The 21,027-nt window shown below is 72.6% G+C and carries 21 protein-coding genes; 11 read left to right on the forward strand and 10 right to left on the reverse strand.

Annotation, left to right across the window (positions count from 1 at the left end; translation table 11 throughout):
• Window positions 1–66: 66 nt before the first annotated feature.
• The gene (locus B079_RS0125675) at window positions 67–672 is read left to right on the forward strand and encodes a hypothetical protein (RefSeq protein ID WP_018548720.1); all 606 of its coding nucleotides are present in this window, start codon (window positions 67–69) and stop codon (window positions 670–672) included.
• Window positions 673–708: 36 nt separating this feature from the next.
• Here B079_RS0125675 and B079_RS0125680 read toward each other — a convergent pair whose 3' ends face one another.
• Together B079_RS0125680 and B079_RS0125685 are read right to left on the reverse strand one after the other, a co-directional pair.
• The gene (locus tag B079_RS0125680; RefSeq protein ID WP_018548721.1) at window positions 709–1,644 is read right to left on the reverse strand and encodes a serine hydrolase; all 936 of its coding nucleotides are present in this window, start codon (window positions 1,642–1,644) and stop codon (window positions 709–711) included.
• Entirely contained in the window at window positions 1,641–2,561 is a 921-nt protein-coding gene (locus B079_RS0125685) for a LysR family transcriptional regulator (protein WP_018548722.1), read from the reverse strand. The genes B079_RS0125680 and B079_RS0125685 overlap by 4 nt, the downstream gene beginning before the upstream one ends.
• A gap of 142 nt (window positions 2,562–2,703) precedes the next feature.
• Here B079_RS0125685 and bla point away from each other — a divergent pair, with 142 nt between their 5' ends.
• The 3 genes from bla to B079_RS35600 all read left to right on the forward strand — a co-directional run bounded on the left by bla (window position 2,704) and on the right by B079_RS35600 (window position 5,293).
• Entirely contained in the window at window positions 2,704–3,636 is a 933-nt protein-coding gene (gene bla / locus B079_RS0125690) for a class A beta-lactamase (protein WP_018548723.1), read from the forward strand.
• 337 nt (window positions 3,637–3,973) lie between these two features.
• Entirely contained in the window at window positions 3,974–4,900 is a 927-nt protein-coding gene (locus tag B079_RS0125695) for a hypothetical protein (protein WP_018548724.1), read from the forward strand.
• 216 nt (window positions 4,901–5,116) lie between these two features.
• Entirely contained in the window at window positions 5,117–5,293 is a 177-nt protein-coding gene (locus B079_RS35600) for a hypothetical protein (RefSeq protein WP_018548725.1), read from the forward strand.
• 16 nt (window positions 5,294–5,309) lie between these two features.
• Here B079_RS35600 and B079_RS0125705 read toward each other — a convergent pair whose 3' ends face one another.
• Both B079_RS0125705 and B079_RS0125710 read right to left on the reverse strand, forming a co-directional pair.
• Entirely contained in the window at window positions 5,310–6,344 is a 1,035-nt protein-coding gene (locus tag B079_RS0125705) for a phosphotransferase (RefSeq protein WP_026249082.1), read from the reverse strand.
• A gap of 53 nt (window positions 6,345–6,397) precedes the next feature.
• Window positions 6,398–7,537 carry an ROK family transcriptional regulator gene (locus tag B079_RS0125710; RefSeq protein WP_018548727.1) on the reverse strand — a complete coding sequence of 380 codons (1,140 nt, stop codon included), beginning with the start codon at window positions 7,535–7,537 and terminating at the stop codon, window positions 6,398–6,400.
• Between the two features lie 143 nt (window positions 7,538–7,680).
• Between B079_RS0125710 and B079_RS0125715 the strand changes: the two genes are divergently transcribed.
• Both B079_RS0125715 and B079_RS32780 read left to right on the forward strand, forming a co-directional pair.
• A complete protein-coding gene (locus tag B079_RS0125715; RefSeq protein WP_018548728.1) occupies window positions 7,681–9,009 on the forward strand; it encodes a DUF1479 domain-containing protein in 1,329 nt (442 codons plus the stop codon).
• 106 nt (window positions 9,010–9,115) lie between these two features.
• Entirely contained in the window at window positions 9,116–9,583 is a 468-nt protein-coding gene (locus tag B079_RS32780) for a hypothetical protein (protein ID WP_018548729.1), read from the forward strand.
• Here the strand turns inward: B079_RS32780 and B079_RS0125725 are convergent.
• Complete coding sequence (locus B079_RS0125725; protein ID WP_018548730.1) at window positions 9,578–10,918, reverse strand: MFS transporter; 1,341 nt, start codon at window positions 10,916–10,918, stop codon at window positions 9,578–9,580. The genes B079_RS32780 and B079_RS0125725 overlap by 6 nt on opposite strands.
• 137 nt (window positions 10,919–11,055) lie before the next feature.
• Window positions 11,056–11,328: a DUF3761 domain-containing protein gene (locus B079_RS0125730; RefSeq protein WP_018548731.1), complete on the reverse strand. Its 273-nt coding sequence runs from the start codon at window positions 11,326–11,328 to the stop codon at window positions 11,056–11,058.
• A 239-nt stretch (window positions 11,329–11,567) separates the two neighbouring features.
• On the opposite strand from B079_RS0125730, the gene B079_RS0125735 reads away from it, so the two are divergent.
• Entirely contained in the window at window positions 11,568–12,224 is a 657-nt protein-coding gene (locus B079_RS0125735) for a PAS domain-containing protein (RefSeq protein WP_018548732.1), read from the forward strand.
• 50 nt (window positions 12,225–12,274) lie between these two features.
• Window positions 12,275–13,240 (forward strand): threo-3-hydroxy-L-aspartate ammonia-lyase, encoded by a 966-nt coding sequence (locus tag B079_RS0125740; protein ID WP_018548733.1) that lies wholly within the window; start codon window positions 12,275–12,277, stop codon window positions 13,238–13,240.
• 56 nt (window positions 13,241–13,296) lie between these two features.
• On the opposite strand, the gene B079_RS0125745 is transcribed toward B079_RS0125740, so the two are convergent.
• A complete protein-coding gene (locus B079_RS0125745) occupies window positions 13,297–15,096 on the reverse strand; it encodes an acyl-CoA dehydrogenase (protein ID WP_018548734.1) in 1,800 nt (599 codons plus the stop codon).
• Window positions 15,097–15,586: 490 nt separating this feature from the next.
• On the opposite strand from B079_RS0125745, the gene B079_RS0125750 reads away from it, so the two are divergent.
• The 3 genes from B079_RS0125750 (at window position 15,587) to B079_RS0125760 (ending at window position 18,452) form a co-directional block, all read left to right on the forward strand.
• Complete coding sequence (locus tag B079_RS0125750) at window positions 15,587–16,270, forward strand: ScbR family autoregulator-binding transcription factor (protein ID WP_018548735.1); 684 nt, start codon at window positions 15,587–15,589, stop codon at window positions 16,268–16,270.
• 290 nt (window positions 16,271–16,560) lie between these two features.
• Window positions 16,561–17,796, forward strand: a complete 1,236-nt coding sequence (locus B079_RS0125755) for a cytochrome P450 family protein (RefSeq protein ID WP_018548736.1) — start codon at window positions 16,561–16,563, stop codon at window positions 17,794–17,796.
• Window positions 17,797–17,849: 53 nt separating this feature from the next.
• Window positions 17,850–18,452, forward strand: a complete 603-nt coding sequence (locus tag B079_RS0125760; protein WP_018548737.1) for a ScbR family autoregulator-binding transcription factor — start codon at window positions 17,850–17,852, stop codon at window positions 18,450–18,452.
• Between the two features lie 219 nt (window positions 18,453–18,671).
• On the opposite strand, the gene B079_RS0125770 is transcribed toward B079_RS0125760, so the two are convergent.
• The 3 genes from B079_RS0125770 to B079_RS35605 form a co-directional block, all read right to left on the reverse strand.
• Window positions 18,672–19,163, reverse strand: a complete 492-nt coding sequence (locus B079_RS0125770) for a peptidylprolyl isomerase (protein ID WP_018548738.1) — start codon at window positions 19,161–19,163, stop codon at window positions 18,672–18,674.
• A gap of 245 nt (window positions 19,164–19,408) precedes the next feature.
• On the reverse strand, window positions 19,409–20,659 hold the full coding sequence (locus B079_RS0125775; protein ID WP_018548739.1) for a cytochrome P450: 1,251 nt from the start codon (window positions 20,657–20,659) through the stop codon (window positions 19,409–19,411).
• Between the two features lie 117 nt (window positions 20,660–20,776).
• The gene (locus B079_RS35605; RefSeq protein ID WP_018548740.1) at window positions 20,777–20,932 is read right to left on the reverse strand and encodes a DUF6131 family protein; all 156 of its coding nucleotides are present in this window, start codon (window positions 20,930–20,932) and stop codon (window positions 20,777–20,779) included.
• Window positions 20,933–21,027 lie beyond the last annotated feature (95 nt).

Raw genomic sequence — 21,027 nt, forward strand, 5'->3', positions numbered from 1 at the left:
GTGAGGAAGCCTTCGGGCCGACACTCCGCCACGCGGCCGTGAGCAGGCGAGAGGAGGCGGCGGCCGATGACTCGCACACCATGGACGCCCCCGGTCACCCGGGTCCGCCTGTGGCGCTGGCGGCGCAACCCGCTGCGGCGGCGCAGCGATCTGGCCGAGGGCTGGATCATTCTGCTCACCTGGGTCTTCGCCGTCCTGGGCGGCGCGCTCGCGGGCTGGGCCGCCGGACAGACCGTGGACGCCTCGCTCGCCGCCCGCCGCGCCCAGGTGCACACCGTCTCCGCCGTGCTCACCGCCGACGCGGCGCGCAGCGTCACCGAGGGCAGCGGCTACGACGGCGACCATGTGTGGGCCACCGTGCGCTGGACCGACCCCGACGGCTCCGTGCACACGGGACGGACGAAGGTGCGGCCCGGGACCTCGGCGGGCAGCGCCACCACCGTATGGACCGACGGCACCGGCCGGACCGTGCCGCCGCCCGCCTCCACCGCCGAGGCCGCCCTCCAGACCGTGCTCACCGGCCTCCTCGTCGCCCAGGTCAGCGGTACGGCGGTCTGGGCCGGAGGCCGGCTGCTGCGCGGCTCGCTGGTACGGCGGCAGCTGTCCGAGTGGGACAAGGAGTGGAAGCGCGTCGGGCCGGAGTGGCGCAAGCTCAGCGGGGGCAGAGGCTGACGGGGTGCCTCCGGGCGGCGGCGGTCGCCCGCGACCTCAGCCGCGCAGCGCCTCGAACGCCTCCCGCGCGGCGGCCCCGATCGCGAAGTCGATGTCCGGCGCCAGGGCCGCCCGCCGGTCCGCGCGGGTCAGCGCCGCCACCGCCACCCGAGCGCCGGAGTCCGCCTCCACCACCCCGATCTCGTGCCGCAGATGCAGGAACGTGCCGGTCTTCCCGCCGAACCGCAGGGAATCCGTGCGCAGTTCACCGCCCATCCGCTGGGTGAAGACCTGATGCCCCATCAGACGGCGCAGCTCGGCGGTGGCCCCCGGCACGGAGATCCGGTCGAGCCACACCCGTTCCAGCAGGTCCACCAGGGCGGCGGCCGTACCCGCGTTCGCCCGCGCCGGGTCCAGGGTCTCGATGGTGTGCCGCCCGGTCCGCTCGTCGCGCACGGCCAGCTCCAGGGCGAGCGAGAAGTCGTTCCCGGCGGCGCCCGCCGCGCACGCGTACATGTGGCTCATCCGGTGCCGCACCCACAGGTCCGCGCAGCCCCACGCGCGCAGCCGCGCGGCCACCTCCGCGACCGGCACCAGGTCGAACAGCAGGTCGGCGGCGGCGTTGTCGCTCACCGACAGCATCAGGAGCAGCAGGTCACCGACGGCCACCGTGGCCGGATGCCGGAAGGCCGCGAGCCCGGTGGGACCGGCGGCACCGGCGGCCGGGGTGTACGGCACCGGGTGCGCCGGGTCGAGTTCCCCGGCCGCGATCCGGTCCAGGACCACCAGGGCAAGGGGCACCTTCACCACCGAGGCGAGGGGCAGCGGGGTGTCGGCGCCGAAGCCGAGCTGTTCGCCCGAGTCGAGGTCGCGGGCCAGGAACGAGCCGCGCACCCCGAGCGCGTCCCAGTCGCGGGCGACGGCCTCCGCCACGTCCAGCAGGCGCCCCTCCGAGGCGGTGAAGACGGGCCGGTACTCCTCCTCGGCGCTCATCCGCCCACCACCGTCCGCGTGGTGGCCCGGCCATCGGCCGCACCGCGCCGGGCCGCGCCCACGGTGGCCGCCAGGGTCCTGGCCAGCCAGTCGGGCACCCCGCCCCGCTCGCCCGCGCGCACGTCGTACCCCCGGTGCAGCGAGGTGTCCGCGAGCGGGGCCCAGCTCGCCCCGTGCCGCGCCGCGAACGGCTCCGCGCACAGCAGTGCCGCCCGCCCGGCCAGCGTCTCGGCCAGCGCGGTGGCGGCCGGACCGGCGCTCCCCACCAGCCGCTCCGGCAGCCCGGCACGGGCCACGGCACGCGTCAACCGGTCCTGGAAGTCGGGTACTTCGTCCTCGGCCAGGGTGAGGACGGGGAGAGCCGCGACCCGGTCGGTGGCCTTCCTCCGGGGCCGCAGATCCTCCAGGTGGACCACCCGCCGCTCCGGTCCGGACGCCGAAGCCAGCCCCAACGGCACCCGGAGCGCGGCCCGTTCGGGGGCGACCCGGGCGAGGACGTAGGCGAGCGAGCCGTCGGCAATGCCCGACTCGCGCTCCAGCGGCGTGAGTTCCCGCACCGACAGCGTCATCCCGTGCTCCGTGCCCGCCCGGATCACCCGGGCCAGCGCCACCGGGGCGCAGTCCGGCGGCACCCCGACCGCGCGCACCCGGCCCGCCCGCGCCGAACGGGCGGCACCCTCCAGACGCTCGGCCCGCTCCAGCACGTCCCGTGCGTAGGGCAGCAGCGATCGGCCGAAGTCCGTGACGGTGACCTGCCGTCGCGAACGGTCGAACAACTGGCCCCCGAAATGGGTCTCCAGGGACTTGATGCGGCGGCTCAGCAGCGGCTGGGCGATCCCGAGCCGGTCGGCCGCCCGGGAGAAGCTCGCCTCGTCGGCGGTCGCCGCGTAGGCCGCGAGGTGCGCGAGGAGATCCATGCAGGCGTCATATCAAAAAGGCATGCGGGCTTCAAAGTTCACTCTTGGACATGGGTGGTGTGCGGCTGTTTCGCTGTCCTCCCGTCGGTGATCCACCGGGCCGACGGCCGACTCCTACGGACGATCCGGGAGGACCTTTCCCATGCCCCGCACCACCTCCGTGCCCCGCCGCCGTCTGCTCCGCGCGGGCGGCGCCCTCGCCGCTGCCGCCGCGTTCACCCCGACGCTGACGGCGCGCGCCGCCGCGGACTCCGGGCCCGACGACGTGACCGCTCGACTGCGCGCGCTGGAGCGGGAGTACGACGCGCGTCTCGGCGTCTACGCCCGCAACACGCGCACCGGGCGGACCGTCGCGTACCGCGCGGGGGAGCCGTTCGCGATGTGCTCGCTGTTCAAGGCGTTCGCGGCGGCGGCCGTACTGCGGGACCACAGCGGTCACGGCGGTCAGTGCGGTGCCGAATGCGGGCTCGACGAGCTGATCCACTTCCCGCCCGCCGACATCCTGTCCAACTCCGAGCACAGCGAGGACTATCTGGAGACGGGCATGCCCGTGCGCGACGCGTGCGCGCTCGCCATCCGGTACAGCGACAACACGGCGGGCAACCTCATGCTGCGCCGTATCGGCGGCCCGGCCGGGCTCACCCGGTTCTTCCGCTCCCTCGGCGACGAGGTGAGCAGGCTCGACCGCTGGGAGACCGACCTGAACACCGCGATCCCCGGTGATCCGCGCGACACCTCGACCCCGTACGCCCTCGGGCGGAGCCTGGAGCGGCTGACCCTGGGCAGCGCGCTCTCCGCGGCCGACCGGCGACAGCTCGTCGCCTGGCTGAGCGGCAACACCACCAGCACCAAGCGGTTCCGCGCCGGACTGCCCGCCGACTGGACGCTCGCCGACAAGACCGGCACCGGCTCCTACGCCAGCGCCCACGACCTCGGCATCGCCTGGACCACGCGCCGCACCCCGGTCGTGCTCACCGTGCTGACCACGAAGGCGGAGCAGGACGCGCCCGTGGACGAGTCGCTGATCGAGCGCACCGCCCGCGTGCTGGCGTCGGCCGTCGCACCCGGCGAGTAGCTTTTCACGGCGGGAGATCGGGCGGGCGGCTCGGCGGGTGATCCGGCACGGATCCCACGGTGTCCGTGTCCGGGGATGACGGGACATGTCGAGTGCCCCAACTCCCGGATACCGGGCCCGATGCCGACATTTTCCATCCGTGCTGAGCTGCGAAATCAGTCCGGTTGAGTTTCAGCGGTGATGAACTCGTGGGAAATTGACGGGAGTTGTAAAGCCGACAAGACTCTGGCTATCTTCGCTTGGCCTCGGGCCCGCGAAGCGACGCGACTGCCGTGCGCCGACGCCGGTGTGTCGTGTCCGCCACCTCCCACACCTGCCGAATGGACAGAGGCTCACCTTGTCACGCTCTCAACCAGCCAGGTCCCTCGCCGCGGTCGCGGCCACCTTCCTCGCGGCGGCAGCCGCGCCCCTGATCGGGGCGGGCCCGGCCCTCGCCTCCGACGGCGGCGGATGCCAGTCCGCCACCGTCCAGTACCGCCTCGTCGACGCGGACGGCAAGACCGTCGGCGCGGACTGGACCTCGCAGGGCGGGTTCCACCAGTGGGACACCGTCCCCGGCACCGTCGAGGTCCGCCTCGCCCCCGGCCAGAGCGTCGGCGCGGGCTGCAAGTACCCCGTCTCGCTGGCGGAGTACACCACCGAGGGCCCGAACTGGGCCTCCTCCGGCGAGCAGCGGATGGTCGACAAGGCCACCGTCTACCTGACCGGCAAGGACGTCGCCGGACAGGACGACTCGGGCCGCGCATGGCAGAAGCTCAGCGTCAAGGCGCCCACCTGCTTCGGCCAGATCGACCTGTACGGCGACGACATCGCCTACGACGGCAAGGAGGGCGAGGGCCACGGCCAGCTGCCCGACGTGCGGACCGGCGTGCTCACCCCGTACCACCTGATCGCCGCCTGGAACGGCGGTGACAAGCGCTGCGAGTCCACCACCCCGGAGTCGCCGTCCTCGCCGTCCGCGCCCACCCCGTCCGCCTCGGCCCCGGAGGAGTCCTCCGCGAGCCCGGAGCCGAGCGCGCCGTCGGGCAAGGAGACGACCCCGGCGCCGAAGCCGAAGCCGTCCGGCACGCCGTCCACCAGCGCCCACGTGCCGCCGCTGAACAGCAGCCCGTCGGCCGAGGCGAAGGCGTCGCCCAACGGCGGTGCCAAGCCGCCGCTGGCGGAGACCGGTGCCGGCTCGGTCGGCATGCTCGCGGGCGGGGCCGCCCTGGTGCTGGCCCTCGGCGCCGGAACGGTGTACGTCAGCCGTACCCGCCGTTCCTGACGGCGCACCACAGCGGGAGGGGGAGCCGTCGGCGGACGGCTCCCCCTCCTTCGTGCTTCGTGTGCAGGACCGGTGTGGAGGACATGTGTGCAGGTCAGAGCGTGGTTACCGGCCAGTTTCCCAATACCGGCAGTAACATGATGACCTTGACTTCGGGTGTTACCCGCCAGTCAACTCAGCGCGGTCCGCGAGGCCGTGCCCTGCCCGGAGATGGCCATGTCTGCTGCCGACGAAGCATTCGAGAACGCGCGTTTCTCCTACGACCAGCATGTGCGCACCTGCCGCCAGTGCCACGCCGATGCCGCCCCCTGCGCGGTGGCCAAGCACCTGCTGCGCATCTACAACAACGCCCGCCGCGACCGCATGCGCGCGGGCGGCCCCTCGACCGCCTGACCTGACGGCCGTCCCCTCATCGGAGCGAGGGCTCGTCCAGCAGCTCCAGCAGCGCACGGCCACCGGACACGGCCGTCAGCGCGGAGGCCGTGGGGAAGACCCCGGCCCAGGAGCGGACCCGCCCCAGGACGCCGAGGCGCCAGGCGATCCGCGCCGCGCGCCGCAGCTCCGCCGCCGCGTGTCCGTCGCCGGTCCACGGCTCCAGATAGGCGTCACGCAGCCGGGGCAGTACCCCGGCGCCGTACCGCTGCTCGGCCTGGCGGCCCGGGACGCGCAGGCTGGTGAACGGGTGGGAGACGACGGCGTCCCCCCAGTCGAAGAAGACGAAGCGGCCCGGCTCGGGGCGGAACGCCTGGCCCTCGTGCAGATCCGCGTGGTCGAGCGAGTCGGGGATGCCCAGGGCCGCCAACTCCGCGCACCAGTCCACCAGCCGGGGACGCAGCGCGGTCAGCCGGGCCCGTTCCGCGGGCTCCAGTGACGTGCTCGCGGCCAGCAACTCGTCGAAGACGGCGGGGAGTCCGGGCGTACGGATGCGCGGCACACCGAGCCGTTCGAGCGCGTCGGCACGAGGGACGAGGGCGCGCTGCAGCGTGGCGTACTGCTGGAGCAGGTCCTCCCACGCGCGGGGTTCCACCGCCTCGGTCTCCAGCACGGTGCGGAACAGCGGGCCCTCGTGCGGCAGCAGCGACCAGCCGCGCACGGCGTCGACGGCGAGCGGGCGCAGCACCCGCCCCGGCACCCACTCGGCGAGGGCGGCGGTCAGCGGGGCCTCGAAGCGGCTCGCGGGCGGGTTCGCCTTGAACCACACCGTGCCGCCTGCGTCCCCGCCCACGCCCCCGTCCCCGGCCCCATCCTCGTCCACGGGCACCCGCACCAGCACCGACCACGGGCGCACCCGTGCGCTCGGCGCCCCGCTCGCCCGCAGCCCGTGCTCGGTCAGCCGCTCGCCGATCCAGCCGAGCGCGTCCCGCCGCCAGTCCGCCCGCTCCCAGGGCGTGACGGCGTCCGGGTAGGAGCCCCGGTCCACGTCCATGGGTGTGTCCTGTCGCATCCGGCCATCCCAGCAGCGAAGCCCGGCGATGACCAGCGGTTTTCGCGGGCCGGTCACTCCGTCGGGTGGGCCGAGCGGACGATCAGGTCCCGCAGCTCCTCCACGGCGCGGGCGCGGGCGCCGGTCAGCTCCGGGTCCGTCACCGTGGCCGCCGTGACGGGGACGGGGCGGGGGCCGCCCGTCATCTGGTGGCGGATCGCGTCGATCATCACCGGCAGCCGCCCCCACTCGCCGCCCACGACCACCAGGTCCGGGTCGGTCAGGGCGACGGCCGCGCTCAGCACCCCGCCGACCGCCCGCGCGAGCGCGTCCCGCACCCGTGCCGGGTCCGTGCCGCCGTCCCCGGTGACCGCCGCCCGTACCGCCTCCGCGTCGATGGCCGTCGAGTCGGCCCGGCGCAGCCCGAGCGCGGCGAACACCTCGGTCAGCGGCATCGCCGTACCGTCCGGACCCGGCACGCAGACATGGGCGATCTCGCCCGCGAGCCCCCGGTGGCCGCGCCGTACGGCGCCGTCCGTGACGACGGCGCAGCCCAGTCCCTCACCGAGGTGGACGTACACGAAGTCGTCCACCCCGGCCGCGCCGCCCGTCCGGCGCTCGGCGCGGGCCGCCCAGTTGATGTCGTTGTCCACCAGGACGGGGCCGTTCACATGTGGGGCGAGCACGGCGGCCGGGTCCAGGTCGCCCACCAGGAAGGGGGCGTCGGGGAGCCGGACCAGTCTGCCGCTCGCCCGGTCCACCGGGTCGGCGGCGCTGACCACCGCCGTGCGCGGGGCGCCCCGCTCGGAGGGGCGGAGCTTCTCGGCGACCTCGGCGAGCGCGCGGGCGGCCCGGCGTTCGCCCGCGTTGCGGCCGAGGTCCGCGCGGGCGCGGTCCACGGTGTCGCCGAGGGCGTCGACGGTCTCGCCGGTCACGCCGTAGGGGGTGATGCTCGCGACCAGCGCGGTGCCGAGGCGAGGGGCGAGCGCGTAGTACGAGCCCGCGCGTCCGCGCCCCGTCGTCCGCTCGCCGGTGTCCACCAGCAGCCCGGCCCCGGCCAGGCGCTGCACGCCGTCGGAGATGGTCGGCTTCGAGATGCCGGTCAGGGCGGCGATCTCCGCCCTGGTCAGGCGCGGGTGCGCCATCAGCGCGCGCAGCACGTTCTCGTCGGTGAGCGCGCGGAGCATCTCCAAGGAGGGCTTGGCGGGAGTCATGGACCGCATCCTAGTAAGGGCTGTTGCCTAAAGCGGTCGCGATGCCTACGGTGGGATTGGTAAGGACTCCTGACTAAATCATCGGGCAGGAGTCCGTACCGCCGTACGCCACCCACGCAGAGCCGTACCGAAGGAGCCGGGCGATGACGCTCGCCGCTGAACAGCAGCCCCAGACGGGGGAGTTGCCGCACTGGGACACCGTGCCCGAGGACCTGCCCGCCGCGATCCGCACGATCAAGGCCGCGTTGCGCGCCCGGATCGAGGCGTCGGGCCGGACCGTGGAGGAGGTCTACGCCGTCGCCGAGCGGCGCGTGGCCGAGCGGGTCGCGGAGATCCGCGCCGCGCGCGAGGCGGGCGAGCCGGTCTGGCCCGTCATCGAGTACGCCGACATCGAGAACGGCACCGTGACCGACGAGCAGCGCGCGGCGGTCGAGCGGCGCGGCTGTCTCGTCGTGCGCGGCCACTTCCCGCGCGAGCGGGCGCTGGCCTGGGACGCCGGGATCGTGGACTACGTCGAGGGCAACCGGTTCTTCGAGAACTACCGGGGCCCCGGCGACGACTTCTTCGGCAGTGTCGGCTCCCGGCCCGAGATCTACCCGGTCTACTGGTCCCCGCCCCAGATGGAGGCCCGGCAGAGCGGACGCATGGCCCGTGTGCAGTCCTTCCTCAACTCCTTCTGGAAGCACACCTCCGACGGGGTGCGGTGGTTCGACCCCGACCGCGACGCGCTCTACCCGGACCGCATCCGCCGCCGTCCGCCGGGCGCCGACTCCGCGGGTCTCGGCGCCCACTGCGACCCCGGCACCCTCGACCTGTGGATGACCGGGGCCTACCAGCGTGCCTTCCGCCACCTCTTCGACGGCACGGTGGAGGAGTACGACCCCTGGAACCCGGCCCACCGCACGGCGGGCCCGCAGTACCCCGGCTCGACCATGTGCTCGGCGTTCCGCACCTTCCAGGGCTGGACCGCGCTGTCCGACATGGACCACGACCAGGGCGTCCTGCACACCGTGCCGGTCCCCGAGGCCATGGCCCTGCTGATGCTCCGCCCGCTGCTCGCGGACGTCCCTGAGGACGACATGTGCGGGGTCACCGTCAACCAGGTCTTCCCCGCGAGCGAGCAGTGGCACCCCCTGCTCCTCGAAGCCCTCAGCGGCATCCCGGACGTGCGCGCCGGGGACTCCGTCTGGTGGCACTGCGACATGATCCACAGCGTGGCCTCCGTCCGGGACCAGCAGGGCTGGGGCAACGTCATGTACATCCCCGCCGCCCCCTGGTGCCCGCGCAACGAGGAGTACGCCGACTCGGTCCGCGCCGCCTTCCTCACCGGCTCCAGCCCGTCCGACTTCCCCGAGGAACACTACGAGCGCACCTGGCCGGACCGGTTCGCGCCGGAGGCCCTGAACGAGACGGGACGCCGGGGACTGGGCCTGGAAGAGACGCCTCAGGGGCAGTCCCCGAGCGCGCTGTAGGGGAGACCCCGAGCGCGGAACGGGGGAGACCCGGAGCCCGTCCCGGGGGCCGCGATCGTGCCCCCGCACGAGGCAGTGCCCCGGCCCGGCGGCCTAGCGTCCTGGCATGACATCGATCAGACCAGTCGCCATCGACATCCTCCGGGCCGCGGCGCTCCTTCCGGTGAGTGTGGCCCGCTCCGGCACCGCGCTGAAGGGCCACGATCCCCACCGTTTACGCAGACTGCTCCACGCGGGGACGGGCATCCTGCTCGGCGCCGTCGCGTTCGTGCTCGTCGGCATGGAACTGCTGGTCATCGCGCGCGGGGCGCTGTACGGATTCGTCGACCAGGGACCGTACGACCACTCGTGGGGCGGGCCCACGCGCACCGGGGCCTGGCTGGCGCACTTCCTGCTCAGCCTGCCCGTCGTGGCCGGAGGCCTGGGCCTGCTGTGGTTCATCGCCGGTCTGGACGACCGCCTGGGCGCCCGGTTCGTCCGGGGTGAACGAACCGGGGCCTGGGCGCTGCCCGTCGCGCTGCTGCTCTCGGCGGGGGCGGTCGTGTTCGTGATCGCCTGGACGCATCAGCTATAGCGCCGCCGCCTTCTCGGTGTGCCGGGTCTCCGCCTTGCTCAGCGCCGCGTTCCGGGTGTCCGGCATCAGGACGTACGTCACCAGGGAGATCAGCGCGCAGGCGGAGACGTACCAGAAGAAGAGGCGTTCGTGGCCCGCGTCCTTGAACCACAGGGCGACGTATTCCGCGGTGCCGCCGAAGAGGGCGTTGGCGACGGCGTAGGGGAGGGCGACGCCGAGGGCGCGGACGCGGGTGGGGAACAGTTCGGCCTTCACTGCCGCGTTGATCGAGGTGTAGCCGGTGACGATCACCAGGGCGATCAGGGACAGACCCAGCGCCGACCAGTAGGAGGACGCCGAGCCGAGCGCCGTCATGATGGGGTAGGTGCCCACCGTGCAGCCCACCGCGAAGGTGATCAGCAGCGGCCTGCGGCCGATCCGGTCGGAGAGCATCCCGGCCAGCGGCTGGAGCAGCGCGAAGACGGTGAGCGCGGTGAAACTCACCAGCGTGGCCGTCGACTTGCTCATGCCCGCACTGCCGATCAGATACTTGGTGAGGTACGTGGTGTACGTGTAGTACGCCACCGTGCCGCCCAGGGTGAGCGCCATGACCAGGCCCGCCTCGCGCCGGTGTTCCCACAGCGCGGTGAGCGTGCCGCGCGTGCTCCGCTCACCCTCGTCGGCCGCCTCCTCGGTGAACGCCGCCGTCTCCGTCAGGCGCCGCCGCAGCCAGAACACCACCAGGGCGAACACCGCACCGAGCACGAACGGAAGGCGCCAGCCCCAGCTCTTCAACTGGTCGTCGGTCAGCGTGTGTTGCAGCGTGATCAGGATGGCCAGGCCGAGCAGCTGGCCGCAGGTCATCGACACGTACTGGAAGGAGGAGCCGAGCCCGCGCCGGTTCCGTGCGGACGCCTCGGTGAGATAGGTGGCGCTGGCCGCGTACTCGCCGCCGATGCTGAGCCCCTGGAGCAGCCGGGCGAGCAGGAGGACGAGGGCGCCGAAGTAGCCGACCTGGCCGTAGGTGGGGGCCACGGCGATGAGCAGCGCGGCCACCGACATCATCGTGACGGTCAGGGTCAGCGCGCTCTTGCGGCCGTGCCGGTCGGCGGCCCGGCCGAGGATCCACCCGCCGACCGGGCGCATCAGGAAGCCGACGGCGAAGATGCCCGCGGTGTTGAGGAGCTGGGTGGTCGGGTTGTCGCCGGGGAAGAAGGAGTCGGCGAAGTAGATCGCGAAACTGGCGTAGACGAACCAGTCGTACCACTCGACGAGATTGCCGAGCGATCCGCCGACGAGGGCGAGACGGCGGCTGCCGGGGGAGTCCGTGGACGGTACGGCCGTGGGGGGTGTCATGGCGGCTCCAGGGGACGGCGAAGTCCCGGAGGCACGGCACACCTGCCGTTCCGCCGGGACACGGGTCCGCCCGATCATGAGTCACCGGCCCCACCCGCACAAGGGGCCGTCACCCCCGTGACGGCCCCTGGACCGGCCTACTTGAACCAGTACTTCACACCGCGGTGGTGCGAACACGTGCCCTGCGAGTGCTTCGAGTACGACACCGAGGCGTCCTTGCACTTCGCCGTCTCGTACTTGTCCTTCGGCTTCTGGTGGTGCGTCCAGCCGCAGACCCCGGTGGTGTGGTGCACACAGTGGTGGGCCGTGTTCTTGGACGGCAGCGCCGTCGCGGCGGACGCGGACGGTGCGCTGAAGAAGGCACCGGCGAGGGCGACGGCCACGGCCGTGGCGGCGAGGCGTGCGCGCAAAGGAATCCCCCCTGGAGATCGTTTGTGTGTATCGCGTGAAGATCGTATCCCAGCTTCTTCACATGGTTTGCGAGTTGGGTGAGGAAGAGGGGAGTGGGGGAGGTGGCCGCACCTCGGTCGCACCTCGGTCGCCTCTCGAAGCCCTGGTGCGGCGCGATGCCCGGATGTATTGTCCAGAACTGGAAATCCGGTCCAAGTGCGCTGTTCACGCGGGCCGCCAACTCCCGTGCGAGCGGAGGATGTTCATGGAGGACGGCCTCGATCCGGAGGGATGCGAAGCGGACGAGCATCTGATCCGGGAGACCGAGAAGATCGCCGTCGCCCTCGGCCGGATGTTCCCCGGGCTGTGCGAAGTCGTGCTGCACGACCTGCGCGACCCCGAGCACGCCATCCGCGCGATAGAGAACAACCTCTCCGGGCGCGAAGTGGGCGACTCCGCCACCGAGTTGGGACTCCTGCGCATCGCCGACCCGCGCTACCCGGGCGTCGTCCAGAACTACCCCAACCGCTTCCCCGACGGCCGCCCCGCCAAAAGCACCTCCATCGGCATCAAGAACCGCGCCGGTGACTACGTCGCCGCCCTCTGCCTCAACCTCGACGTCTCCGTGCTCTCCCCGGTCGCCCTCACCCTGGACCGGCTCGTCGCCACCGGCACCGAACACCCCGACGAGCCGCCGGAGTCGCTCGGTGAACGCACCGCACGCGAACTGCGCACCGCCGTCGAGACCCACGCCGCCCGGCGCGGCGGCACCCCGCGCACCCTGAGTCGCGACGCCAAGCGGGAACTGGTGCGCAGCCTCCACCGCGACGGCTACTTCGCCTCCCGGGACGCCGCCCGGACCATCGCGGACCTGCTCGGGGTCTCCCGGGCCACCGTCTACAACTACGCCAGATGACCGGGCCGTTCACGCCCGCCCGTACCGCCGATCACCCCAGGGAAGACACCATGGCCGCCGTACCCTCCCTCACCCTCGACGACGTCCGGGACGCCGCCGCGCGTCTGAAGGGCATCGCCCACCGCACCCCCGTGATCACCTCGCGCACCCTCAATGCCCGTGTCGGCGCCGAGGTGTTCGTCAAGTGCGAGAACTTCCAGCGGGTCGGCGCCTTCAAGTTCCGGGGCGCCTACAACGCCGCCGCCCGGCTCACCCCCGACCAACTGGCCAAGGGCATCGCTGCGTTCTCCTCCGGCAACCACGCCCAGGCGGTCGCCCTTGCCGCCCGTGAACTGGGGACCACCGCCGTCATCCTGATGCCCGAGGACGCCCCCCGCTCCAAAATGGAGGCGACCCTCGGCTACGGCGCCGAGGTCGTCACCTACGACCGCTACACCCAGGAGCGCAACGCGCTCGGCGCCGAACTCGCCGAGGAGCGGGGCCTCGCCCTGATCCCGCCCTACGACCACCCCGACGTCATCGCCGGACAGGGCACCGCCGCGCTCGAACTCCTGGAGGAGACCGGCGAACTCGACGCGCTCGTCGTGCCCGTGGGCGGCGGCGGGCTCATCGCGGGCTGCGCCACCGCCGCCAAGTCCCTCCACCCGGCCGTCCGGATCATCGGCGTCGAGCCGGAGGAGGGCGACGACACCAAGCGCTCCCTCGACAGCGGCGAACGCGTCACCCTCCCGGTGCCTCGCTCCATCGCCGACGGCCAGGTGGTGCCCTCGCCCGGCGAGATCACCTTCGCGCTCAACCAGCGCCTGGTGGACGCCATCGCGCTGGTCAGCGACGAGGAGATCGTGGAGGCGATGCGGTTCGCCTTCGAGCGGCTGAAGATCGTCCTCGAACCGAGCGGCGCGACCGGCCTGGCCGCCCTCCTCTCCGGCCGGATCGACAACCTCCCGCGCCGCGTCGGGATCATCGCCTCGGGCGGCAACATCGACACCCGCAGGTTCACCGAACTCCTCGGCTGACCACGGCGGTTCGGGGCGCGGCCATCACCGGCCGCGCCCGGAACCGCCGTACGGCCTTACTCGGGCGGCAGCGCGTAGTCCGCGAGCGACACCGCGCCCGAGTTGGCCAGCGGCACCCCGTCCAGGAAGGCGCCCGGCAGGTCGAACGCCTCCACCAGGGCGCTCATGTGCGGGGCCAGCTCGCGCAGCACGTCGTCCACCAGCTCGGGCAGCGCGCAGACCTGCTCCGGGGAGAGATGCCCGTGCGCCAGCAGGTCACCGCTGCGGGCGCTCGTCTCCCGCAGCAGGAACAGCAGGCACAGCCGCCCCAGCAGGGCCCGCGCCCCCGGCTCCGCCGCCCGGTCCACCGCGTCCAGGAAGGCGTCGGCCGCCCGCAGCCGGGCATGCGCCGCGACCATCTCCAGGGCCGCCGAGGAGGCGCCGTTCCAGCGGGCCACCGGATCGCCGGACGGCCCCTGCCGCAGCCGGGTCCGCGCCCGGTCCCGCCAGATCGACTCCGCCCGGGCCAGCAGCTCCCGCAGATGCCGGGGGTCGGTCAACTGGGCTGCTGAGGCAGGGGAGTCGAGCGGGCCCGGCGGCGGCTGCTCGGCGAACAGCATCTCGGCGGCGGCCTTCACCCAGATCACCGTGTTGTCGCCCTCGGCGGTGACGGTGCCCTCGATGTACTGCGGGAACTCGGACAACCCGTTGGCCGCGAACAACGCCTGGGCGCCGCAGCGTTCACGGCACTCGACGGTCACCTCCCGCGCCTGCCAGGTGATCCAGCTCTTGGCCACCGCCACCAACCGCTCGGCCTCCGCCTGCCGTTCGGTGTCCGGGTCCGTGCGGTGCGCGGTCCAGCCCTCAAGTGCCCTGCGGTGCAGGAAGGTCATGGCGTAGGAGGTCGCCAGACCCTTCAACAGCGGCCCGTGGTGCGAGCGGTGGGCGTTCACCGGGATGCGCTCGCCCGCGCGCGGCCCGCTGACCTGCCGGTGGCCGCCGTAGCGCACGGCTATGGCGAGGGCTGCCCGGGTGGCGCCGATCGCCGCGCCGCTCATGCACAGCTTGCCCATGGTGACCCGGCCGATGGAGCGCAGGAACCGCTTGCGCCGGTTGCCGAGTTCGCTGTGCAGCCTGCCCTCGGCGTCCAGGCGGCCGTGCGCGGACTCCAGCAGCGCGGAACGCGGCAGCGGCACCCGGTCGAAGGAGGTCATGCAGTGGTCCACGGGCGCGCCGGTGCGCATCGGCAGCCTGCGCACCCGTACGCCCGGCCGCAGACCGTTCTCGTCGCTGAGCGGGGTCAGGAACAGGAAGACCCCCTCGTCGCGGCCGTCCACCAGCAGCCGTGCGGCGACCACCGCGCTCTTGGGGCCGCCGGTCAGACTCGTGTTGGGCATGAACTTCTGGGCGCCCGGATGCGGGGTGTGCAGCACGAACCCGCCGGTGGCCGGGTCGAGTTCGGCGGTCGTCTCCAGGGCCGAGGCGTCGTTGCCGTGCTCCAGCTCGGTGCACAGGAACGTGCCGACACGGCGCAGCGAGGTGAAGTCGGACAGGTCCCGGCCGCCGTCGTGGTCGAGCAGGCTGCCCAGGAACAGGTTGTAGTGGATGCTCGCCACCGTGCACAGGCCGCCGCCACCGTCCACGATGGCCGCCCACTCGTGCAGGGCCGCGAGTTCGGCGGGATCGTCGGCCAGCCGCTCGGGCGCCCCGGCGGTGTCGTTCACCAGGCGCAGCCAGGAGTAGGAGAGTTCGGCGCGCTCGTCGGCGCCGAGACCGGGGCGGTGGCGGAAGGTGTCCCGCGCGATGAGGTCGCGCCAGCGGCCGTGCGCCCGCTCGCGCGCTCCGCCGTCGAAGAGGAGCCGGGTCAGCTCCGCCACCGCCGGGGACGGTGCGGAACCGGTCGAAGGGAGTGGGGGTGTGTGGTGCTCGTCGTCGTTCCCGGGTGCCGAGGGGAGTGCTGCCTGAGGTGTCAGAAGAGTCATGAGCCCGCTCCCGTGGTCGCAGATCCGGCAGGAAGGGATGCGCAGTGTCAGAAGATACGGACCTTCCGGTTTGCTTATCAAGCAAAGACTCTGTCAATCGGTCACCGCATGGTTGCGTAATGTGGGTGGTTCAAGTTCGACAACTGACCGAAACTGAACGGCTTTTACGGGGATGCGGCACCCCGCGCACGGCGCGCGCGGTCGGTCCGAAAGCGTTGTGATACCGGGCGGCACGTCTTATCGTGGCCGGCGGTGACGAGCCCGGACGCCCGCACGGGAGAGCGAGCACACGCTTGAAAGGCCGAGTTGCCGGGTGGCAGGATGCGTACCCGCCGGTCTCTTTCCGTCACCGACCGGGCCGTGAAGCCAGTGCGGAGGGTGTGCCGTGGCGCTGCAGGAACGTGCGATCAGGACAAGGCGCAACATCCTGGTGGCAGCCGCCGACGTGTTCGCCGACGTGGGGTACGAAGCCGCGACGATCTCCGAGATCCTGCAGCGGGCCAATGTCACCAAGGGCGCCCTCTACTTCCACTTCGCCTCCAAGGAACAGCTCGCCCAGGCCGTGCTGACCGACCAGCTCACCTCGGTGCCGGAGACGCCGCCGCGCGAACTGGTCCTCCAGGAGGGGCTGGACGCGGGCTTCCTCCTCGCGTATCTGCTCGGCGAGGGCGATCCGCTGGTGCGCGGCAGCGTCCGGCTCACCGTGGACCAGGGCTCGCCCCAGGACGGCCTGGACCGGCGGGTGCCCATGGCCTCCTGGATCGACCACAACGCCAAACTCCTGGCCCGGGCGAAGACGAGCGGCGAACTCCTGCCGCACGTCGACGTCGAAGCCGCGGCCAAGGCGTTCGTCGCCGCCTTCACCGGCGCCCAGGTGCTCTCCAAGATCATGAACGACCACACGGACATCATGGAACGCGTGGTCGACCTCTACCGGCATCTGATGACCAGCATCGCCGTCCCCGCCGTCCTCGTCCGGCTCGACATGGGTCTGGACCGGGGCGAGCGGGTGCACGCCGAGGCGCTGGCCCTGCGCCGGGAGGCCGAGGAGACCGGCGTCACCGGCTGAGCCGCCGGGAGCGGCGGGACGCGCGGGGACCGGACCGCCGCCCCCGCCGGTACCCGGACCGCCCCGACCGGTAGCCGCCCCCCGCCGACCGGCACCCGGACCCACCACTCACCGGACCACACGCCGGACCGCACCCCGGACCCGTCCCGGCCGATGCCCGGACCCGGCCGTCGGGCCGCCACCCCCACCACCCCCGCCATCCACGGACCCGCCCGGACGCCGGGAGCCTCCCGCCGACCGGCACCGCAGCACGACCACGTGAGCGCAGGACCGAACCAGGGAGGACACCGATGGAGACGACCGCCTGCCCCTACGTCTTGGACATCACAGGACGCGACCACCAGAGCGAGGCCGCCCACCTGCGCGGACAGGGCCCCGCCGTCCCCGTCGAACTGCCCGGCGGGGTCGTCGCCTGGGCGGTCGTGCAACAGACGTACGTGGAACGGCTGCTGGCCGACCCGCGCGTCTCACGGAGCGCCCGGCTGCACTGGCCCGCCTTCATCGAGGGCAAGATCACCGAGGACTGGCCGCTGTACCCCTGGGTGGCCAACGAGAACATGCTCTTCGCCTACGGGGAGCACCACTCCCGGCTGCGCAGGCTCGTCGCGGGCGCCTTCACCCTCCGTCGCTCCGAGGCGCTGCGCCCGCGCGTGGAGGAACTCTCCGCCGAACTCCTCGACTCCCTCGCCGCCGTGGCCCCCGGCACCCCGGTCGACCTGCGCACCGACTACGCCGAGGTGCTGCCGCTGCGCGTCATCTGCGAGCTGTTCGGGGTGCCGCGCGGCGCCGAGACCGACGCGCTCTCGGACGCGCTCAGCACGGTGTTCAGCTCCACGACCCCGGCCGCCGAGATGGAGGCCGCCCGGCTCCAGGCGTTCGGGCTTCTCGCCAGGCTGGTGGCGGTCAAGCGGGAGCAGCCGGGCGACGACCTCACCAGCTCGCTGATCGCCGCCCGCGACAACGGCGACCGGCTCACCGAGGAGGAACTGCTCGGCTCCCTCTTCATGTTCATCGCCGCGGGCCAGGACACCACCGCCACCCTCATCACCAACGCGGCCGGCGCTCTGCTCACCCACCCCGAGCAGCTGGAGCACGTCCGGGAGGGGCGCGCGACCTGGGCCGACGTGGTCTCCGAGACGATGCGGGTGCACACGCCAGGGGCGTACTCGCCGCTGCGGTTCGCCGTCGAGGACATCGACCTGGACGGGGTGACCCTGCGCAAGGGCGACTGCATCCTCGTCGACTTCGCGTCGGGCGGCCACGAGACCGACCGGCACGGCCCCGACGCGAGCCGCTTCGACGTGCTGCGCACCAAGCGCGACGTCCTCGGCTTCGGCCACGGGCCGCACCGCTGCCTCGGCGCCCCGCTCGGCGAGATCGAGGCGGCCTCCGCGCTCTCGAAGCTCTTCGGGCTCTTCCCGGACGTACGACTGGCCTGCGCGCCCGAGGAGTTGCGGCCACTGCCGACCTTCATGCTCAACGGATACCGTTCGCTGCCCGTGCTGCTGCGTCCGACGGACGCCTGACCGGCGTACGGCGCGGGCTCGTTCCCGGAACGAGGCTCTGAAGGGGGAGCGCCATGGTCCAGCAGGAGAGGGCGGTCCGGACCCGGCAGGCCCTCGTCCGCGCGGCGGCGGAACTCTTCGCCGCCGACGGGTACGCCCGTGCCTCCTTACCCGCGATCAGCGCGCGGGCCGGGGTGAGCACGGGCGCCCTGCACTTCCACTTCCCGGACAAGGACGCGCTGGCCGGTGAGGTGGAGCGGGTGGCGGCCCGTACGGTACGGGAACTGGCCGGGCGCTGCGGGCGCTCCGAGGGCAGCGCGCTCGGGGCGCTCGTCACCGCCACCCGGCAGCTCGCGGTCACCCTCGCGGCCGACCCGGTGACCTCGGCGGGCTTCCGGCTCAGCGGTGACCCGGCCCGGCGGCACCGGGCCGGGCTGCTCGACTGGTGGCAGACATGGGTGCGCGAGACGGTCGGCCGGGCCGAGGCGGCGGGCGAACTGGCCGACGGCGTCTCGTCCGAGGGCGCCGTGGTCGCGGTCGTCGCCGCGACCGCCGGGTTCGAGGCGCTGGGCAGCCGGGACCGCGACTGGCTCTCCCGCGAACGGATGGACCGCTTCTGGACCCTGCTCCTGCCCTGCCTGTCCTCCCGCCCGCCCACGAAAGAACCCCGCCCCTGATCTCCCAGGGACGGGGTTCTCATGATGGAGCGCCGGGCAGGCCTTGCACCTGCATCTCCCCGCAGGAAGCGGGACGTCTTTCCTTGGACCACCAACGCACGGCGCGTTACCCGCACTTGGGTGCCTCGCTCATGAACAAGCTTATCCTACGGTCACGGTGGACCCGGCGTCGCCGTGCCCCCGGAGCGGGGGCACGGCGCGGTGGGTCGGCGGGGACCGTCAGACCGTGCCGCTCTCGGCGACGGTGATCTTGCCCCGGGTGGCGCCGCTGTCGCTGCCCAGGGACTCGATCTTGTCCACGATGTCCTGGCCCTCGACGACCTCGCCGAAGACGACGTGCTTGCCGTCGAGCCACGGGGTGACGACGGTGGTGATGAAGAACTGCGAGCCGTTGGTGTTCGGGCCCGCGTTCGCCATGCTCAGCAGGTACGGGCGGTCGTGCTTGCGGGAGAAGTTCTCGTCCGCGAACTTCTCGCCGTAGATGCTCTTGCCGCCGGTGCCGTTGCCCCGGGTGAAGTCGCCGCCCTGCAGCATGAACTGCGGGATGACGCGGTGGAACGGGGAACCGGCGTAGCCGAAGCCGTGCTCACCGGTGGCCAGCTCGCGGAAGTTCTTGGCGGTCTTGGGGACCACGTCGTCGTAGAGGCGGAAGACGATCCGGCCGGCCGGCTGGTCGTCGATGTTGACGTCGAAGTAAACGTTGTCGCTCATGGAGATCAACCTACCGTCGTGTGGCGCCCGGCGTTCACCGACGCCCGGTTCGGGGTGCGGTGAGGAGTGTGATCCTTTACGCACCACGGGCCAGATGTTTTCGAGTGCAACTGTCTGCGCGGGCGGCAGTCGGCCTCAATGGCCAGACGGAAGAACCGCGTTGGCACGTCCCCGCGCCTGGAATGTGCGCACCTGTGAACCATGTCACCCCTTGCCCCCCGCTCGCGATCCGCCGAACAACTGACCTACCAAGCGACCGGCAGCGTCCTCGGCCCCCGGATCAGCCCGTCCCGCTGGAACTCGACCTCCCCGGGCGGCACCGCCAGCCGCAGCGCGGGGAAGCGTTCCATCACGGAGCCGATCAGCACCTCCGCCTCCATCCGGGCCATCAGCGCGGCCAGACAGAAGTGCGGCCCGTGGCCGAAGGCGAGGTGCCCGGGGCCGGTGCGGTCGAAGTCCAGCGCGTCCGGGTCGGGGAACGCCTCGGGGTCGCGGTTGGCGGCGACATAGGCGTTGTAGACGGCCTCGCCCTTGCGGATCAGATGGCCGCCGATCTCCACGTCCTCGGTGGCGATGCGGGGGATGCCCACACCGTTGCGGTGCGGCACGAAGCGGAACAGCTCCTCCACCGCCCTCGGCAGCAGCTCCGGCTCGCGCCGCAGCCGCGCGAACTGCTCCGGATGGGTGAGCAGCGCGTACATCATCGACCCGCTGTTGTTGCGCACCGCGTGACCACCGCTGACGTAGACCGCCATGGCCAGCGAGACCGCCTCGTCGTCGGTGATCTCGCCGGTCGCCGCGGCGGCTGCCAGCACCCCGGCGAGGTCGTCACGCGGCTCCGCGCGACGGCGGTCCAGCAGGTCCACCACCCGGCCACGCGTCGTCGCACGGGCCTGCCGGTTGCGGTCCTCGCCGTCGGCCGCCTTGGACAGCAGCGCCTCGGAATGGCCCGCCCAGGCCCGCCAGTCGCCCTCGTCCGCGCCCAGGAACGCACAGACCACGGCGATCGGGAACGGCGTGTACAGATGCTCCATGAGGTCGCCGGGCGGCCCGGCCTGCTCCATGCCGTCCAGCGCCCGGTGGGCGATGCGCTCCGCCACCGGCCGCAGCCGCGCCATGCTCCGCGCGGTGAACGCACGCGCCACGACCCGCCGCAGCACCGTGTGCCGGGGCGGGTCGATGTACTGCAGCCCCGCCGTCTGCGAGGCCACCGCCTGGGGCGCCATGCTGGTCACCGAGCGCCCGACCAGTTCGGCGCGAGAGAAGCGGGGATCGGAGGTGACCGCGCGGACGTCCTCGTAGCGGGTCACCAGCCAGGCATGCCCGTCGCCGTACGGCAGGCTGATGCGGGTGATCGGTTCGTCCCGCAGCAGCTCGTCGAAGAACGGGTCCGGGTCGAGCGCGGGCAGATCCTCGACGGTCCACGACCGTACCGGCGGCGGGGGCGGGGGAGAGGCGGGCGCGGTGTCCGGCGCGGACGTGGAGTCGAAGGGCATGGCGCATCACTCCCAGGTTTCCGGTCGCCCGGCGGTGCGAACTCTGCCCCGAAAGCCTGCCTCAGCCCCGTGGAGCCCGCACGCCGGACGCGTCCGGCTCGGGAGTCACCCGTGGAGTCACCAGTAGTGACGACGGCCGGCGATCGCGTGACCGGTGGAGCCCAGGATCCACAGCACGGCACCCACCACCGTGAGGATGATGCCTATGGTCCACAGGATCGAGATCCCGGTGAGAAAGCCGATGATGAGCAAGATGACGCCGACGGCGATCATGGTCTGCCTCCTGCGGTGAACGGAGTTCCTGCCTCTCCTGATGCCCCCGGACCGCGCACATTCTCCTGCCCGCCCGGGAATTCTCCGGCGGGCCG

Origin of the sequence: Streptomyces sp. LaPpAH-108, from assembly GCF_000373625.1 — a bacterium.
Lineage (GTDB): Bacteria > Actinomycetota > Actinomycetes > Streptomycetales > Streptomycetaceae > Streptomyces.

Coding starts and splice junctions, on each gene's coding strand:
- B079_RS0125675 (WP_018548720.1), top strand. CDS start 67: ATGACTCGCACACCATGGACGCCCCCGGTCACCCGGGTCCGCCTGTGG.
- B079_RS0125680 (WP_018548721.1), bottom strand. CDS start 1,644: ATGAGCGCCGAGGAGGAGTACCGGCCCGTCTTCACCGCCTCGGAGGGG.
- B079_RS0125685 (WP_018548722.1), bottom strand. CDS start 2,561: ATGGATCTCCTCGCGCACCTCGCGGCCTACGCGGCGACCGCCGACGAG.
- bla (WP_018548723.1), top strand. CDS start 2,704: ATGCCCCGCACCACCTCCGTGCCCCGCCGCCGTCTGCTCCGCGCGGGC.
- B079_RS35600 (WP_018548725.1), top strand. CDS start 5,117: ATGTCTGCTGCCGACGAAGCATTCGAGAACGCGCGTTTCTCCTACGAC.
- B079_RS0125705 (WP_026249082.1), bottom strand. CDS start 6,344: ATGCGACAGGACACACCCATGGACGTGGACCGGGGCTCCTACCCGGAC.
- B079_RS0125710 (WP_018548727.1), bottom strand. CDS start 7,537: ATGACTCCCGCCAAGCCCTCCTTGGAGATGCTCCGCGCGCTCACCGAC.
- B079_RS0125715 (WP_018548728.1), top strand. CDS start 7,681: ATGACGCTCGCCGCTGAACAGCAGCCCCAGACGGGGGAGTTGCCGCAC.
- B079_RS32780 (WP_018548729.1), top strand. CDS start 9,116: ATGACATCGATCAGACCAGTCGCCATCGACATCCTCCGGGCCGCGGCG.
- B079_RS0125725 (WP_018548730.1), bottom strand. CDS start 10,918: ATGACACCCCCCACGGCCGTACCGTCCACGGACTCCCCCGGCAGCCGC.
- B079_RS0125735 (WP_018548732.1), top strand. CDS start 11,568: ATGTTCATGGAGGACGGCCTCGATCCGGAGGGATGCGAAGCGGACGAG.
- B079_RS0125740 (WP_018548733.1), top strand. CDS start 12,275: ATGGCCGCCGTACCCTCCCTCACCCTCGACGACGTCCGGGACGCCGCC.
- B079_RS0125755 (WP_018548736.1), top strand. CDS start 16,561: ATGGAGACGACCGCCTGCCCCTACGTCTTGGACATCACAGGACGCGAC.
- B079_RS0125760 (WP_018548737.1), top strand. CDS start 17,850: ATGGTCCAGCAGGAGAGGGCGGTCCGGACCCGGCAGGCCCTCGTCCGC.
- B079_RS0125770 (WP_018548738.1), bottom strand. CDS start 19,163: ATGAGCGACAACGTTTACTTCGACGTCAACATCGACGACCAGCCGGCC.
- B079_RS0125775 (WP_018548739.1), bottom strand. CDS start 20,659: ATGCCCTTCGACTCCACGTCCGCGCCGGACACCGCGCCCGCCTCTCCC.
- B079_RS35605 (WP_018548740.1), bottom strand. CDS start 20,932: ATGATCGCCGTCGGCGTCATCTTGCTCATCATCGGCTTTCTCACCGGG.